Origin of the sequence: Nocardia sp. NPDC058058, assembly GCF_042885355.1 — a bacterium.
In the GTDB taxonomy this organism is placed as follows: Bacteria; Actinomycetota; Actinomycetes; order Mycobacteriales; family Mycobacteriaceae; genus Nocardia.
This window is the reverse complement of sequence record NZ_JBHVSA010000003.1, coordinates 577,541-593,085: the sequence shown is the minus strand read 5'-3', so window position 1 is coordinate 593,085 and position 15,545 is coordinate 577,541. Positions and strand designations below refer to the sequence as shown.

Below are 15,545 nucleotides of genomic sequence, written 5' to 3'. Positions count from 1 at the left end.
GCATGATCGCGGAGTGAACCTACGATTCGGTATTCAGTTGGCGCCGACCGCGACCGAGCTGCCGCAGCTGCGCGCGATGGCCGAGATCGCGGACCGGGAGGGCCTGGATCTGCTCGGCATCCAGGATCACCCGTACTCGGGTGGACTGGCCGATACGTTCGCCGTCATCGCCACCGTGCTGGCGGAAACCGAACGGCTGCGGGTGTTTCCGGACGTAGCCAGCCTCCCGCTGCGCGGCCCCGCCATGCTCGGCAAGCAGGCCGCGACCCTGGATCTGCTCAGCGGCGGCCGCTTCGAACTCGCTCTGGGGGCCGGTGCGTTCTGGCCCGCGATCAGCGCCATGGGCGGCCCGACCCGATCCAATCCCGAAGCGCTGCAAGCCCTCGAGGAAGCCACCGAAATCATCCGCGCGATGTGGCAACCGGGCGCCAAGGCGAAAGTGGACGGCACCCTCTACCGCGTGCACGGCGTCCAATCCGGCCCCGCCCCCGCGCACCCGGTCGGCATCTGGTTCGGCAGCGTAGGCCCCAAGGCCAACGCCCTCACCGGCCGCATCGCCGATGGCTGGGCCGCCCCCATCCCGCACTACCTCCCCTACGAGAAATGGCAAGCAACACAAGCAATTATCTCCGCCGCCGCAATCGACGCAGGCCGCCAACCCACCGACATCACCCGCATGGCCCAACTGGTCGGCACAATCACCGACACCCCGGGCTCGGTCACCCTGCGTGGCGAGAACCCCATCCGAACCGACGCCGCAGGCTGGTCCCGCATCCTTGCCGACCTAGCCACCGAAACCGGCTTCGACACCTTCGTCTACTGGCCCGAATCCCCCGACGAAACCCAACTCCGCCGCTGGATCAACGATGTCATCCCCGCCACCCGAGCACTGCTCTGACCGGGTCGCGCCGCACTACAACCTCGAGCGAAATGCCTTGAACAGTTGACGAATTCACTTCCCGTCGAGCAGTTGATGAGCGACTACCGCGCGTTCGGGGGATACGCGCGGGAACTCGGCGATATCTCCCACCCGCACCGGCAGCCGCAGACGGCTATCGCGGTACTGGCCGGGTGGTTGTCGGAGCTCGAGATACGTTGGCCTGGACCGGAAGAGGCCGGGCGTGATACCGCCCGGCTCGTGTTGATCCAGGCGCTCAATAGGCGCGAGTCGCGCAAGTCCGCGGCCATCCCCGCTCTCCTCGGTCAATTCGATCGAGATAAGACCATCTTCGAGAACGCGCGGTGGAGTGCGGGAAGCGCGCTGTACGACATCCCGGCCGATGACAGCTATTTCGACGATCTCGCGGCCATCGCGCAGGATCGGTCATTGGGTAGTGCCCGGCAGATGATCGTGAACTGGCTCGGTAAATCCCGCCGCCCGGAGGCCATCGGGATCGCCGTCGCTCAGCTCAATGACGAAACCGTCCAAGGCCATGCTCTCGAAGCGCTGGCGAAGTTGCGCGCGCAGGGCGTACGTGACCACGTCGAGCCCTTCGCGGCCTCGAAGAACGCCTGGCATCGCAGAACAGCGCAACGAATCCTGCGAAACCTGGCGGACTGATCCGCTCGACGCCGACGACGCCACGGGGTGGGTCAGCGAGGTGTCAGCGTGGACAGGACGCGGTGGGCGCGGGTGGTCATTTGGGCGGCTGTTTGGTCGGGGTTGTCGAGCCACCAGGAGACGATGGCGGTGACGCTGTTCATCCAGACTCGGGTGAGGATTGCCAGGTCGCCGGGGTCGGAGGGGGGAGTGGCGGAGAAGGCGGCGCCGACGCCGGAGGCGGCTTGGGCGGCGATGATGGCGCGGAAACGGCGTGCGGTGGTGGCGGTTTCGGTGTCGGGTGGGGCGGTGCGGTCGTAGAGGACGTGCCAGTCGTGGGGGCGGGGTTCCAGGGCGGTGAAGATCGCGTCCAGGACCGCGGTGGCGGCGGTGACGAAGGTGGGGCCGGGGGACTTCATGGCCTCGGCGATGCCGGTGGACAGGGTTGTGCCGGCGCGTTCGACGCAGGCGGCACAGAGGCCGTCCTTGGATGAGAAGTACTGGTAGATAAGGGGTTTGGAGACTCCGGCGCGGGTGGCGACATCGGCTACCAGGAGGGCGGCGTAGCCGTGGGTGCCGAATTCGATCGCGGCGGCGTCCAGGATCTGGGCTTCGCGTTCGCCGCGGGGCATGCCTCTGCTGCCCGATCGCTGTTTCATGGCCTCCACCTCCCGATTCATCAATGATGATACATCAAGTGACTCGAAGGTCATATCTGTCTGATACCGTCAGTTACGCATACATTGGTGTTTGCGAGAGGACAGTCACGTGAGCTTGAAAGATGTCGTATTCCATGCCGCCCAGCGCGGAGTGTCGGGGTCATACGCGCTGCGCGGCAAACCATTCGACCCGGCGACGCCGTTCCATCCCCCGCAGGGGCGATATGGCACGGTGCATTACGGGCTGATGCTGCCGGGACTGCCCGCGCCGCTGAACTTCATCGACGTGATCGCCGTCATCGGCCAGCCGCGAATCACGCTGTGGCGCAACGATCATCTGATCGAAACCACTGCCGCCGATACCGCGAATCTGCTGATCGGCGCCGGTATCGAGTTCCCCGGCCAGTTCCGGGGCTATCAGGTCGATCGCGATCTGGAGTTGGCGGCGGATTCGAGCATCGTCCGGTTCGGTGACGAGTTCCAGCTGGAGGGGACCTACCCCAATTTCACCGTCGCCTATCGCAATCCCGCGTTCGACCTCTACCTCCAGGTGCGCGCCACCGATAAGGTTTCCCATTTCGCCAAGGTGCGCGGCGGGCTCTACGACCATTGGTCGCTGCTGTGCCAGTACGACGGCGCCGTCACCTACGACGGCCGCACGACCGAGCTGTCCGGGCTCAACACACTCGAGTACGCGCGCGGAGCCGATGTTGCACTGCCGTTTTCGTTCTTCACCTATCAGATCATCAATATCGATGACACCACCCAGGTGCTGATGACCGAGGTCCTCGGACCCCTCGGCGTCCCCGTGCAACGGGCGGTCTACGTACGCTCGCTGCACGATCACGGCGGCACCTACGAAGACAACTTCGCCTTCGATGTCCATCGCGTCGAACCCGTTGCCCGCCGCACCCCCAACGGCCTGCCGATGCGGCTCGCGACGGAATTCACCTGGAGCGTCGACGACGAGCAGGGTCGCGAACTCATCGAAATCCAGGCCGTCACCAATGACGATTACGTCTACGGGATGGCGGGCGGATACGTCGGCAGCTATCGGTACACCGGCCGATTCCGCGGCGCGCCCATCGACGGCACCGGCTACATCGAGTACATCGGCAACCGCTGAACCCGTTTCGCATCGAGACCGACCGGTACGGGATTACGCTGGCAAACACTTCGTAACCACAATCCAGCGGACCCGGAGACAGCCATGGGATACCGACGGGGTTTTTGGGTGATTGTCGCGACCGTGGTGTTGACGGTCGCGGTGGGGTGCGGTTCCGCCACCGATTCCAGCGCGCCGGCCGATCCGGCGTATGCCGCGACACTGCGGCCGATTATCGAGAAGTTGATGCGGGACAACGTCATTCCCAGTGCGGTAGTGGTGGTTCGATCACCCAAGGACGGTGATTGGACCGCCACATTCGGTACCGGGACCATCGGTAAAGACGTCCCCGTGACGGTGGACGATCACTTCCGGATCGGCAGCAACACCAAGACCATGACCGTGACCGTGCTCCTGCAATTGGCGCAGGAGGGCAAACTCGCCCTCGACGATCCGATCGCCAAGTATTGGCCGGGAGTGCCGAACGGTGACCGAATCACCCTGGCCCAGCTCGCCGAAATGCGCAGCGGCCTCTACAGCTACACCTTCGACGAACAGTTCAACGCCTACCTGGACAATGAGCCGCAGAAGATCTGGACGCCGGAGCAGTTGCTCGACATCGCTTTCGCGCATCCGGTGAACTTCGCGCCGGGGGAGAAGTTCGAGTACTCGAACACCAACACCATCCTGCTCGGCCTGGTCATCGAGAAGGTCACCGGCAAATCTGTCGCCACCACCTTCCAGGACCGCATCTTCACCCCGCTCGGTCTGAAACACACCTCATTCCCCGCGCCCGCGGATTCCGCCATCCCGGACCCGCATCCGCAGGGATACGCCTTCGGCACCAACGTATCGACCATCGAAACTTTCGCCCTCCCAACGGATCAGCAGGCGGCGGCGCTCGCGGGCACCTTGCAGCCGAGCAATCAGACCACTTCCAGCCCATCATGGACCTGGACCGCGGGCGCGGTGATCTCGACCGTCGGCGATATGACCACCTACGTCAAGGCGCTCGCGGACGGCGGCCTGCTCGATAAATCGATGCAGCAGCAGCGAATTGCGAGCATTCGGGCCATCGACCCGGCCAACCCGGCTATGGCCGGATACGGACTGGGCATTGTCCGCTTCGGTACCCACCTGCTCGGTCACGACGGCCAAATCCCCGGCTATATGACCTTCATGGGATCGGACCCGGACTCCGGGCTCACCATCGTGGTCGCCACCAATCTGGCCACCGTCCCCTCCGGTGAAGGCTCAGCCCTGGTCCTTGTGAAAGGCATGCTGCCAACCTTCTACGGCGCCAACGCCATTCCCGACCACGACCCCGCGCAACCCGCTCCGACCAGATGAACGATCGTGGTCGGGCGCGACGATCATCTCGGTGACGGGACTGTCGTGGGCTTCGCCGGTGGAGGTGCCGGCGAGGAGACGTTGGCGCGAGATCTGTGAATCGATGACCGCTCCCAGCAGGAGCGCGAAATTCGACAGCCACATCCACACCAGCACAATGACGGCGGCCGCGAGCGATCCATACAGTCGATTGAACGAATCGAAGCGATCGGCGTAGAAGGCCAGGCATGCCGAGCCCGCGATCCATGTCGCGACCGCGAGCAGGCTACCCGGCGTCAGCCACCGTATCCGCTGACCGGCGATATTCGGAGCGACCCAGTACAGCAGTGCCAGGGCCACACTGGCGATGAGCGCCAGCACCGGCCATCGCAGGATTCGCCAGACGGTCAGCACGGTGGTCGTGATGTGCAGTGAACCGCCGACCCGAGTGGCCACACCCGCCGTGAGGGCGAGCCCGACGACGATGCCGACGATCGAAATGACCAGCAGCACGCTCAAGAGCAGTCGGAGCCCGACCATCCTTGCCGCCGAGCGATTTTCGGAAACCCCGTACAGCGAATTGGCTGCGCGTATGAAGGCGCCCAGGTAGCTCGAGACCGTCCAGATCGCCGAAACGAAGCCGATGATCGCGACCGGACCCGACCAGTTGGCGGACGGTTGCAGGTGTTGGATGGACTCGACCAATGCCACGCGGCTGTCGCCGGGGCCGAGACGGCGGGCCGCCTCGGCGATCGAATCGGCGGATCGTGGTTCGAGCAGTCCCAAGACCGCCATGGCTATCAGCAAAGCGGGAAACAGCGACAGCATGCTGTGATAGGTGAGCGTCGCGGCTCTGTCCGACAACTCATCGGACCATGCCGCCCTGATCGTGTGAATACCCACGCGGATCGATTGAAGCCGCATGATCGAATAGCGTCGCGCCCACGGCGATTTCAAGCTCATACCCACACCTCCCCGAGGGTCATTGACATTGCTGTCCGGCTTCAAACCTGGGTTGGATCGCGAGGTACGGAAAACGGGTGGACTGGAGTCTCAGATCCGGCGGCTACTTGACGCTCGTGTTCGACCCATTCCGGTCGAGACTGAACATTCGGTTCACGACAGGATCTCGGTGAGTTCCGATCCGGCAGGAAATGGCAGGACGAACTCGTCGCCGACATCGCCGATGGCGTCGGTGACCGCGGTGGTGACGATGATGCGGTCGTCATACAGATGCCGGATGCGGACGGTGTGCCCGTCGTACTGAAATCGGTTCATCAGGAATCGCAGGCCATGCTCTTCGAGCGCCTCTTCGGCGGCGACCCAATCCGAGACCGCGGTGAGGGATCGGCCCAGCCGATCGACCGGGATCAGATCGGGGGCCTGGGACTCCAGATCGATCCAGCCGATGACCTCGCCGTCCTCGCGACGGTGCGGAATCCAGTGGGCGGGAATGGCGCTCATGATCACCAGGTTAGCCGTGCCGATCGGTTGCTCGGTACCGCGTATTGCCTGCTCGGACCAGCGACCAGGGGTCCTGATCACCGTCTCCCGCAATTCGCTAGTGTCGATGGTGCGAGGGTCCGATCCGGTTCGTTCTATCCGTGGAGGTATCCCATGTGGAAGAAGTGTGCGGCCGCGGCGGCAACGGCCGTCTACATCGTCAGCGCGATCGCTCTCGGCGGCACGGCCGTCGCCGATCCGGACGATCCGAGCACAGATCCCAACTCACAACTGTGCACATATCCCGACGTCAACAACCCCTACTGCACCCAGTACCCCGATGACCACGACCAAGAGGGCGACCTCGGGAACAACCACGACGGCGGGCACGGCCGGCACTGAACCGCCAGCGCCGCCTCACATCGGGGTGACCGCCCGGACCACGAGCCTGCGGCGATGCCCGGTGCCCCAGAAAGTCGGGGCCGGTTCGCGGGCTCAGCGTTACGTGTTCGAGACAGCGTTGTCGGTGTGCAGGATGAACTTGCCGGGGACGCTGTTTTCCTTGTCGGAGAACGCCTTCTGGGCTTCGCCCAGCGGGTAGAGCACCGGTGAAGGGATCTCGAGTTCTCCGGCGGCGAGGGCGCGGGCCAGTTCGGTGAGTTGGGTGCGGTTGGGTTCGACGATGAAGTAGACCGCGCGGCCGGTGGGCGGTTGGACCGCGGGCGGGGCCGCGATGGAGACCAGCGTGCCGCCCGGAGCGATGAGGGCGGTGGATCGGGCGAGGGTGTCGCCGCCGATCATGTCGAAGACCAGATCGGCTGTGCCATCGAGAGGTTCGAGCGGATCACCGGTGAGATCGAGGAAGGTCGTGGCACCGGCCCGCAGCACGGCATCGCGGTCGCGGGCGCGACCGGTGCCGATCACCTCCGCGCCGACATTGCGGGCGAGCTGCACCGCGAGTTGGCCTACCGCGCCGCCCGCGCCATGAATGATCACCCGCTGTCCCGCGCCGAGGCCGCCGTGCGCGAACAGGGCCTGCCAGGCGGTGAGACCGGACATGGGAAGCGAAGCGGCCTGAATGTGGTCGACACCGTCGGGAACCAGGGCCAGATCGCGACCTTCCACGGCGACGTACTCGGCGGCTGCTCCGTCGCGATAGCGGTCGATCATGCCGAAGACCCGGTCGCCGATGCGCAGATCGCTCGGATTGGTGCCGAATCCGAGTTCGACCACCACGCCCGAGACATCGCGGGCGGGAATCGCGGGGGTGCGATCACGACCGGTGCGGTCCACATAGTTCGGCTCCCAGGCCAATTCGCCGGCGGTGAACGCGGCGGCATGCACCTGGACGATGACATCGCCGACAGCGGGACGGGGGTAGGGCGCGGACTCCACGACGAGGTCGGCGGCGCGGCCGGCACGGGGCATACGGGCCGCGGTCATGGTGGTGCGAGTCATGATTACTCCAGATCGTGTGTGCGGATCAGCGGTGCGGGACGGGCGACGATCCCCATCCCGCACCACCGGAAGTCAGTCCTGAACGGGGAAATTCGCGCGAATAACGCTGTGCGGGTCGCGATTTCGCTTGATCTCGCGCAGGCGTGCCAGCGTCTCGGCATCGAATGCCGCCGCGGCGGACTCACCGGGCGCGAGGAAGGTGTACGGCTTGGCCCCGGTGATATGCGAACCCAGCGCGCCGACGATCTCCTCGAATCGGTCACGCACCGGGTCGATCAGCTGCGGCAGACCGAGCCCGAGCAGGTAGAGCGCGTACGGTTCGGCGACCGCGCCGCGCGCGCCGCCTTCGGGTACCTCCCGGGCGAGCGCACCACCGAGATTGCGAATCTGAATATTGAGCAGCGGTGCGACCGGGGCGTCGATGAGTGTCTTGATCACCGCGTCATCGAGATCGGTGAGCAGCTCCCCGCGGGACAGCGATGGGCTCGGATCGGTCGGCTCGGCGGTAATGGTGCCGATCTGCGCGGGGGTGAGCGGCCCGCGCGTATCGACCGCCGTGCCACCGAGCGAATCGAGCGCACCGGTCAGCTCCCGCCCCGCGGCCGGATCACCGAGGTAGGCGAAATCGAGGGCGATCATCGGATCCGCACCGGGAATCTGGAAGCGCTGCAACCACACCGACAGTTCGTCGGGCGAGTCGGTGGTGAGCTCGGTGAACACCTCGAACACCTCCCGCGCGCGTCCGGCGGGCCACATCACCCGGCCGCCGTAAAGCTCGGGCAGCGTGAACAATTCGAACTCCAGCCCGGTGACGATCGCGAAATCCCCACCGCCACCGCGCAATGCCCAGAACAGCTCCGGATCGGATTCGACGGTGACCCGCTGCGGCCGTCCCGCCGCGTCGACGATCTCCACGGCGCGCACCGCATCCGCGGCCCATCCGTATTTCCTTGCGAACCAACCGAAGCCGCCACCGAGCGTGTACCCCGTCACGCCGACAACCGGATTGCTCCCGGCCAGCCCGGTGAGTCCGTGTGCGGCGGCCGCGGCCTGCACCTGCCCCCAGGAGACCCCGCTGCCGACCCGCGCCACCCGCTGCTCAGCATCGATCTCGATCCGGTCGAATCGCCTGGTGCGCAGCAGAATCGCCCCGTCGATATCGCCGGTGGCCCCGTGCCCGGTCGGCTGCGTCACCACGACCCGGCCCGATCCGTTCGCGTACTCCAGCACCGCTGCCACATCCTGCGCGTCGGCCACCTCGACCACCGCCGCCACCGACTGGCGCACCGCGGAATTCCACGGCTGCGAAGCCTGCTCGAAATCAGCGTCACCCGGCAGCAACACCCCACCGCGTACATTCCCGCGCAGGTTCTCGATACCCATTCTCATCCCTCATCCACTCGTGTTTGCCGGGTCACTGCCTGATTGACGACACGGCACCCGCGGGTGTGACATCACCAGCCCCGAGCGCGGCGCACCGGTTCACCAGACAGGTGCCTGCGCCTATTTCCGCAGCCCAATCCCGGTCGGAAACGCTACAAACCACAACTACTCCCGCGCATCGGTCACATGCCTTAAATCCCATGCCCGATTGCCCGGCGATCGCACCACCGCACCGTTCGAATCGGACGGGCTGGGTCGGACGCGCGCGGAGTAGCCTCGAACCCGGATCGATCACGCGCGAAGGGGCGAATATGTCCGGCGACAATCTGTTCGGCGTCTATGGCCGCATGACCGCACTACCCGGTCGGCGGGACGAGTTGATCGCCGTGCTGCTGGCGGGGCTGCAAGCGGGTGGTAAAGGCGGTGGCCTGCTGTCATTCAGTATCAATGCGGCCGTTGATGATTCGGATACGGTGTGGCTGACGCAGCTGTGGGTCGACAAGGCCGCGCATGACGCGACGACCCGGTCCGAGCCGGTCGCGGCGGTGAGCCGCCTGGTTCCGGCGCTGCTGGCCGGACAACCCGAAGGCCACTACGGCAACACCGTGCACTACCACGGCGGCGCTACGGGGTCGCTTGACTGAGGGTCGCCCAGAAACCGCAGTGATGGTCGGCGTCGAAGGATGAAAGCGGTTCCGGGGCAGTCGCTTCGGGCTTGAAGGACGTCAGCTGCGGACTGTCGGCGGTCAGCGGAACGAGGCTCGAGTCGCTGGGGTGGCCGGTGGTGGCTACGAAATCGCTCCATCGCCGGACCATGAGATCGCTGAGGGCGTGCTGGGCCGGGGTCATGGACAGCCGGGCGGTGGTGAACAGCGGGGAGCCGGACCACAGGTAGGGGAGTTCACTGGCGTGGAAGGCGCCCATGGGGAAGGTGCTCGGGGGTGCGGGAGGATTGGGATCGGCGAATTCGTAAGCGTAAGTGGGAGTTCGGCGGGCGAGCGCGGTGGATTCGGCCCCTATGCGGCAGATGAAGAAGTCGCTGGTGGCCCGGGAGAACGCCTCGACCGGTTGCGCGAAATTGGTCAGGGGGTATTCGGCCATCACCTCGGGGATGCGGTCCGGGGGGACCGGCCAGAAGGTGGACAGGCCCAGATCGGTGGTCAACGCCGATTGGTAATCCGCGGCGGCCAGGGTCGGTTGACCGGGCTGGCCATAACGGGACCAGGTCTGTAGGGCCCATTCGTCGTGGTTGTCGCCGTTGAGGATTGGGACCTGGTGCAGGGTGCCGTTGTTCATGGCGTCGAAGCCGCTGGTCGGCAGGAAGGGGGTGCCGGTGGTGCCGTAGTTCGCGTCGGGGGCTTTCTGCAGGATGGCCGAGACCGGTTGAGAGCGAAGGCATTCGGCCACGGTGGCGGCGTCAGTGCAGCCGAGCTCGGCCGCAGTCGTCGCACCGGTGGATTCGGCCTGGGCCTTGTCGGGGGCCTGTAGGCAGGGGCCGCTTTCGGTGATCGCGGCCTGAAAGAGTCCGACCGAACTCGGGCTCGCCAACTGCTGGCAGATCGAGATACCCCCGGCGGATTCTCCGGCGATGGTGACGCGGTTCGGATTGCCGCCGAACGCGGCGATATTGCGCTGTACCCAGCCCAGGGCGGCCTGCTGATCCTCCAGCCCGTAATTGCCGACGTCGCCGTTGGGGGATTCGAGCTGCCGCACCGCAAGGGTACCGAGCGCACCGAGCCGGTAGTTGATGGTGACCACTATCATCGGGTTCGCCGCTTGGGTCATGAATTGCGCTGCGCCGTAGTCGGATCCGGCACCGGAGGTGAAAGATCCGCCGTGGATCCACACCATGACCGGTAGGTCGGTCGTGACGGTCGTGGGCGACCAGACGTTGAGCGAGAGGCAGTCCTCGTTCTGCGCGGAATTCGGCGCGGACCCGTCGCCCTGGGGGCACTTCGGGCCGGGGGCGGTCGCATCGCGCACCTGCTGCCAGGGGGCGGGAGGTTGCGGCGGTTGCCAGCGCAGCGCGCCGGTCGGGGGTGCGGCGTAGGGGATGCCCGCGAATTCGCGATAGCCCGGCATGAGCTTGCCGCGCACCGGACCGGAGTCGGTCACGACGGTGTCGAGCGGATCGGCCGATGCCGTCGAGGCGGCCAACGCCGTCAGGATCGCGGATAGCGTGGCGGCCAGCGCAATCCACCGGATGCCGTTGCTCCGCAGCACATTACGAGATTCAATCACGCGCCGATCTCCTATTGCCGTCATCCGAGAGCTCGAATCGTCGCACCGAAGATACGTAGCGCGACCGCTCGCGAGCCTTCGACATACCGATACATCCCGAGATTCCGCTGACGCGTCATCGTCACCCCGCCCGAGCGGCCGCCGCATCGGTCATCAAATCGGTGTGACCTGGTCGGAGCAGGTGCTCGGAGACCAGCCATTGCAATTGAACCGTGAGTAAATTACCTTGCAGTCAATTACCCGACGGGTCGAGAGGAGACGGCTGTGACACGGTCGTGGTGGGGCTGGGGAAATGTCGAGGACGCGGTCGGCGAGACGGAACGGGCCGCGCTCACCAAGCGGGTCGCGAATCTGCTTCCGGGCGCGGACCTGTCCGTGCACGAACCGCCCGCACTCGATGCCCTGACGGTGCCGGAGTCCCGAATCCAGCTTCCGGACGCGCTGGCGGAGTTGGGATCTGCTGACCTCCAGGATCGCGTCGCGCACAGTCACGGGCAGGCCTTCCGCGATGTGGTGCGAATGCTGCTCGGGCGGATCGAGCAGGTCCCGGATCTGGTGGTGCGGCCGCGCACCGAACGCGATGTCGTCGACGTGCTCGACTGGTGCGCGGCCGCCGGAATAGCGGTGATCCCATTCGGCGGCGGCACCTCCGTGGTGGGCGGGGTCGAGCCGCGCGGGGTCGCCGATTACGCCGGGGTGGTGTCCCTGGATCTCGGCCGGTTGAACCGGGTCGTGGAGATCGATCGGGTCAGCCGGGCGGCGCGGATTCAAGCCGGAATGCTGGGACCGGACCTGGAGCAGGCCCTGCGCCCGGAAGGGCTGACGCTGCGACACTTCCCGCAATCATTCGAATTCTCCACTCTCGGTGGCTGGTTGGCGACGCGGGCGGGCGGGCATTTCGCGACCGTGTACACCCATATCGATGACATGGTCGAATCGATGCGGGTGGTGACACCGGTCGGGATCAGCGAATCCCGCCGCCTGCCCGGTTCGGGCGCGGGACCGTCGCCGGATCGAATGTTCCTGGGATCCGAGGGAATTCTCGGCGTCATCACCGAAGCCTGGATGCGGGTACAGCTGCGACCGCGCTGGCGGGCGGGCGCGTCGGTGATCTTCGACGACTATTCCGCCGCCGTCACGGCGACCCGCGAGATCGCGCAGTCGGGGCTGTTTCCGGCGAACTGCCGACTGCTCGATCCGGTGGAGGCGTTCCTCAACGCGGGCACGCCCACCTCCGGTGGCGTACTGGTGCTGGGTTTCGAATCCGCGGATCACCCTGTCGACGAAGCCATTTCGCGGGCATTGCAGATCTGCCGCGGCCACGGCGGCAACGCGCCGGAGGGCGTGCGGTCGGCCGATTCCGAGCAGGAGCAGGCTCGCACGGGCGCGGCCGATACCTGGCGCTCCTCCTTTCTGCGCATGCCGTATCAGCGTGATGCGCTGGCCGCGCAGTCGATGATCGTGGAAACCTTCGAAACCGCCTGTACCTGGGACCGTTTCGACGAACTGCGAGACGCGGTGCACGCCGCGGCGGCGAAGGCGTTCGAATCACTCGGCATCGCCGGGGTGGTGACCTGCCGATTCACGCACGTCTACCCCGACGGCCCCGCACCATACTTCGGTATCTACGCCGCCGGTCACTGGGGCCGCACGGTCGAACAGTGGGATGAGATCAAAGCCGCTGTGTCCCAGGCACTGTCGAATGCCGGTGGCACGATCACCCATCACCATGCCGTCGGACGCGACCACCGTCCCTGGTACGACCGGCAGCGCCCCGAACCGTTCGCGACCGCGCTGCGCGCATCGAAATCGGCACTGGATCCCGCCGGAATCCTCAACCCCGGCGTGCTCATCGACCCCGTGGCACGGACCCGGCGATGACCGTGAGCCGGGCGGGAACCAAGGGCGTACCGCGCGAACAACGCGAACAGCAGATCCTCGATATCGCCACGGCCGAATTCGGCGCGCGCGGCTACACCCATGCCTCGCTCGCCGAAATAGCCGGTGCGGCAGGAGTTTCCAAACCGCTGATCTACACCTACTTCGGTTCCCGCGACGGCTTGCACGCGGCGTGCGTGCGGCGCGCGGGCGAAAGCCTGGTCGAGGCCGTCGCTCGCGCGCAGGTGGTGCACGGCGCGCAAGGCAAGGCGCTCGCCACCCTGACCGGCATCTTTCATGCCCTGGACGGGCGGACCCAGAATTGGCGAATCATCTACGACAGCACCCTGCCTCGTCCGAGCGCGGCTCACGATCTCGCCCGCGGCTACCAGGACGCGCTCAACATCATGGGTTCCGAAGGCGTCGCCGAGGTGCTGTCCGGCGCGGGAATCACCGGCGCGGAAGACCATTCGCTCCTGCTGACGTGGTGGTTCAGCATCGTGTCCAGCACCATCGCCTGGTGGACCGACCACCCCGATCACACCCCCGCCGATATGACCGAGCGTTGTCTGCGCGTATTCACCGCCATCCGGCAACCGGCGCGCGAATGAGCACGAAATCTCTCCAATTCTGGCGAAAGTTCCGCACACCCAGCCGATAACGTCAGATCTCCCGCCGGAACCCGGCGGTGCGGAAAGGAACGTTATGGATAGGCCACGGATCGATGTGCGGCGGATACTCGACGATGCGCTGTGGGTGCTGATCGGTGCGCTCTGCGCGTTCGTGGTCGCAGTGGGCGGCATCTGGTGGCTGCTGGCCAATCTGAATACCACCGTCCGGACTCCGCAATGGGATGGTGAGGTGCCTTTCATCGCCGACTGTTCGCCCGGGACGCCCTGCGTCATCAAGAGTCTGCCGGAGCAGACACCGCCCCTGGCCACGCGGAACAACCTCCCCGTCATCTCGTCGTCGCCACAACCGGAGATCGCGGGCCTGCGCACCGGCGACCGCGTGACGTGCACGGTCCACGTGGAACTCGCCGAACCGGAAAATGAGAACGGTTACAGCAGGGGGATATCGACGGTCACCGACTGCCGCCGCGCGTAGTCACCGCGGCTCGGTCCTGTCCGGCTCGCGACGATGCGACGGCAGCATCGAATGCCCGCGATAGCTCACCACCGATTGCAGGCACGCCATCGCCATCAACACCGATACCACCGTGAATCCCTGCCAATACCGTGTCGGCAGCAGCACTCCCAGCGCACCGCCGGTGACCCAGGCAAGTTGCAGGACAGTCTCACTGCGCCCGAAACCGGAGGCGATCGATTCCGGTGGCAGGGCGTCCTGAATCGTGGCGTCGAGCGAAACCTTCGCCAGCGCGGTGGAAGCCGACGCGACCAGGGCCGCCAGCACCGCACCGACCAGGTTGTCCAGCAGTGCCGCCGCCACCGCGATCGCGACGCAGCTCAGTGCGCACGCGATGATGACCGTTCTCGGCTTTCCGAGTTCGGTGCGTGCGCCGACGAAATTGCCGGTGAAGTTGCCGATTCCGGCCGCGGCACCGGCGGCGGCCAGCATGATCGCCTGCCGCAGAGCCGATTCCCCACTGCTCTTGGCCACGAACGCGACATAGAACGTCAGGAAGCCGGTCAGCACGCGAATCGCGCCGTTCGCCCACAGGCCCGCGATTACGGTGCGCCCCAGGGGCTGTCGCGTCGGGAGAACCGAGCGGTGGCCGTTCTCCTGGTCACCCCCGTGGCCGAGGGTGGCGGGCACTTCGCCCTCGGTGACCTCCACCCAGCTCGGAATCCGAAGGCTCAGTACGGCTCCGGTCGCGGCAAGCAACGCGGCGACGATCAGCGCGCCGGTGGAATGGAACAGGAACGCCACTCCCGCGGCCACACCGCCCGCGATGATCGAACCACCCACCAATCCGAACACGGTGAGCCGGGAGTTGGTGCGCACCAGGTCGATTCCCGGCGGCAGCACGCGCGGGGTGATGGCGCTCTTGAGTACCGAGAACGATTTGCTCAACACCATCGTGGTCAATGCCAGCGGGTACAGCGCCCACCCGTCGAGATTGAAGATGAGCAGCACGATCACCGCGACCCGCAACGCGAACGTCGCGGCCAAGGCCACCCGCCGTCCGCGCTGCACCCGATCCAGCAGCGGACCGATCACCGGGGCGATCACCGCGAACGGGGCAACCGTCATCAGCAGATACAGCGCCACATTCACCCGGGACTGGGTCGCCGGGCTCGCGAAGAACAGCGTATTCGCCAATGCGACCGCGATGGCGGCGTCCGTCGCGAAATTGGCCACCGTCGCCCGCAGGAGCGCCGTCAGCCCGGACTCCTCCGCGCCATTGGCTCGCGCGGCCTGCTTCACCAGCCCGACGCCCTGCTCGGTCGCGTGAGTGGCACTGCGCCGCAAACGATTCAACGCATCGTGCCCGTGCGGGCGGTCACCGTCGTTCGCCGAGGTCATCGACGCCCGACTCTGATCCGCG

The 15,545-nt window shown here is 66.1% G+C and carries 16 protein-coding genes; 9 read left to right on the top strand and 7 right to left on the bottom strand.

Features of this window, described 5'->3' with window-relative positions:
* Positions 1 to 13 precede the first annotated feature (13 nt).
* On the top strand, positions 14 to 898 hold the full coding sequence (locus ACFVUS_RS26275; RefSeq protein ID WP_387771733.1) for an LLM class flavin-dependent oxidoreductase: 885 nt from the start codon (positions 14 to 16) through the stop codon (positions 896 to 898).
* A 45-nt stretch (positions 899 to 943) separates the two neighbouring features.
* Positions 944 to 1,561 (top strand): HEAT repeat domain-containing protein, encoded by a 618-nt coding sequence (locus ACFVUS_RS26270; protein ID WP_387771731.1) that lies wholly within the window; start codon positions 944 to 946, stop codon positions 1,559 to 1,561.
* A gap of 32 nt (positions 1,562 to 1,593) precedes the next feature.
* Here the strand turns inward: ACFVUS_RS26270 and ACFVUS_RS26265 are convergent, their stop codons facing one another.
* A complete protein-coding gene (locus ACFVUS_RS26265; protein ID WP_387771728.1) occupies positions 1,594 to 2,199 on the bottom strand; it encodes a TetR/AcrR family transcriptional regulator in 606 nt (201 codons plus the stop codon).
* Between the two features lie 109 nt (positions 2,200 to 2,308).
* On the opposite strand from ACFVUS_RS26265, the gene ACFVUS_RS26260 reads away from it, so the two are divergent.
* Both ACFVUS_RS26260 and ACFVUS_RS26255 read left to right on the top strand, forming a co-directional pair.
* Complete coding sequence (locus tag ACFVUS_RS26260) at positions 2,309 to 3,325, top strand: DUF6670 family protein (protein ID WP_387771725.1); 1,017 nt, start codon at positions 2,309 to 2,311, stop codon at positions 3,323 to 3,325.
* Positions 3,326 to 3,433: 108 nt separating this feature from the next.
* Positions 3,434 to 4,654: a serine hydrolase domain-containing protein gene (locus ACFVUS_RS26255; protein ID WP_387771722.1), complete on the top strand. Its 1,221-nt coding sequence runs from the start codon at positions 3,434 to 3,436 to the stop codon at positions 4,652 to 4,654.
* On the opposite strand, the gene ACFVUS_RS26250 is transcribed toward ACFVUS_RS26255, so the two are convergent.
* Positions 4,559 to 5,641: a YihY/virulence factor BrkB family protein gene (locus ACFVUS_RS26250; RefSeq protein WP_387771719.1), complete on the bottom strand. Its 1,083-nt coding sequence runs from the start codon at positions 5,639 to 5,641 to the stop codon at positions 4,559 to 4,561. The two genes, ACFVUS_RS26255 and ACFVUS_RS26250, sit on opposite strands and share 96 nt — an antisense overlap.
* Before the next feature lie 108 nt (positions 5,642 to 5,749).
* Positions 5,750 to 6,097 (bottom strand): hypothetical protein, encoded by a 348-nt coding sequence (locus ACFVUS_RS26245; RefSeq protein WP_387771716.1) that lies wholly within the window; start codon positions 6,095 to 6,097, stop codon positions 5,750 to 5,752.
* Between the two features lie 153 nt (positions 6,098 to 6,250).
* Between ACFVUS_RS26245 and ACFVUS_RS26240 the strand changes: the two genes are divergently transcribed.
* Positions 6,251 to 6,478 carry a hypothetical protein gene (locus ACFVUS_RS26240; RefSeq protein ID WP_387771713.1) on the top strand — a complete coding sequence of 76 codons (228 nt, stop codon included), beginning with the start codon at positions 6,251 to 6,253 and terminating at the stop codon, positions 6,476 to 6,478.
* A gap of 99 nt (positions 6,479 to 6,577) precedes the next feature.
* Here ACFVUS_RS26240 and ACFVUS_RS26235 read toward each other — a convergent pair whose 3' ends face one another.
* Positions 6,578 to 7,534 carry an NADP-dependent oxidoreductase gene (locus tag ACFVUS_RS26235; protein WP_387771710.1) on the bottom strand — a complete coding sequence of 319 codons (957 nt, stop codon included), beginning with the start codon at positions 7,532 to 7,534 and terminating at the stop codon, positions 6,578 to 6,580.
* A gap of 72 nt (positions 7,535 to 7,606) precedes the next feature.
* The gene (locus tag ACFVUS_RS26230; protein ID WP_387771707.1) at positions 7,607 to 8,923 is read right to left on the bottom strand and encodes an FAD-binding oxidoreductase; all 1,317 of its coding nucleotides are present in this window, start codon (positions 8,921 to 8,923) and stop codon (positions 7,607 to 7,609) included.
* A gap of 305 nt (positions 8,924 to 9,228) precedes the next feature.
* Here ACFVUS_RS26230 and ACFVUS_RS26225 point away from each other — a divergent pair, with 305 nt between their 5' ends.
* Positions 9,229 to 9,561 carry a putative quinol monooxygenase gene (locus ACFVUS_RS26225; RefSeq protein ID WP_387771705.1) on the top strand — a complete coding sequence of 111 codons (333 nt, stop codon included), beginning with the start codon at positions 9,229 to 9,231 and terminating at the stop codon, positions 9,559 to 9,561.
* Here the strand turns inward: ACFVUS_RS26225 and ACFVUS_RS26220 are convergent.
* Entirely contained in the window at positions 9,542 to 11,158 is a 1,617-nt protein-coding gene (locus ACFVUS_RS26220) for a carboxylesterase/lipase family protein (protein WP_387771702.1), read from the bottom strand. The two genes, ACFVUS_RS26225 and ACFVUS_RS26220, sit on opposite strands and share 20 nt — an antisense overlap.
* Before the next feature lie 264 nt (positions 11,159 to 11,422).
* Here ACFVUS_RS26220 and ACFVUS_RS26215 point away from each other — a divergent pair, with 264 nt between their 5' ends.
* From ACFVUS_RS26215 to ACFVUS_RS26205, 3 genes are all read left to right on the top strand, one after another.
* The gene (locus tag ACFVUS_RS26215; RefSeq protein WP_387771699.1) at positions 11,423 to 13,039 is read left to right on the top strand and encodes an FAD-binding oxidoreductase; all 1,617 of its coding nucleotides are present in this window, start codon (positions 11,423 to 11,425) and stop codon (positions 13,037 to 13,039) included.
* Positions 13,036 to 13,647, top strand: a complete 612-nt coding sequence (locus ACFVUS_RS26210; protein ID WP_387771696.1) for a TetR/AcrR family transcriptional regulator — start codon at positions 13,036 to 13,038, stop codon at positions 13,645 to 13,647. Before ACFVUS_RS26215 ends, ACFVUS_RS26210 begins: the two co-directional genes overlap by 4 nt.
* 94 nt (positions 13,648 to 13,741) lie before the next feature.
* Positions 13,742 to 14,143, top strand: a complete 402-nt coding sequence (locus ACFVUS_RS26205) for a hypothetical protein (RefSeq protein ID WP_387771693.1) — start codon at positions 13,742 to 13,744, stop codon at positions 14,141 to 14,143.
* Here the strand turns inward: ACFVUS_RS26205 and ACFVUS_RS26200 are convergent, their stop codons facing one another.
* A complete protein-coding gene (locus ACFVUS_RS26200; protein ID WP_387771690.1) occupies positions 14,144 to 15,523 on the bottom strand; it encodes an MFS transporter in 1,380 nt (459 codons plus the stop codon).
* Positions 15,524 to 15,545: the final 22 nt, after the last annotated feature.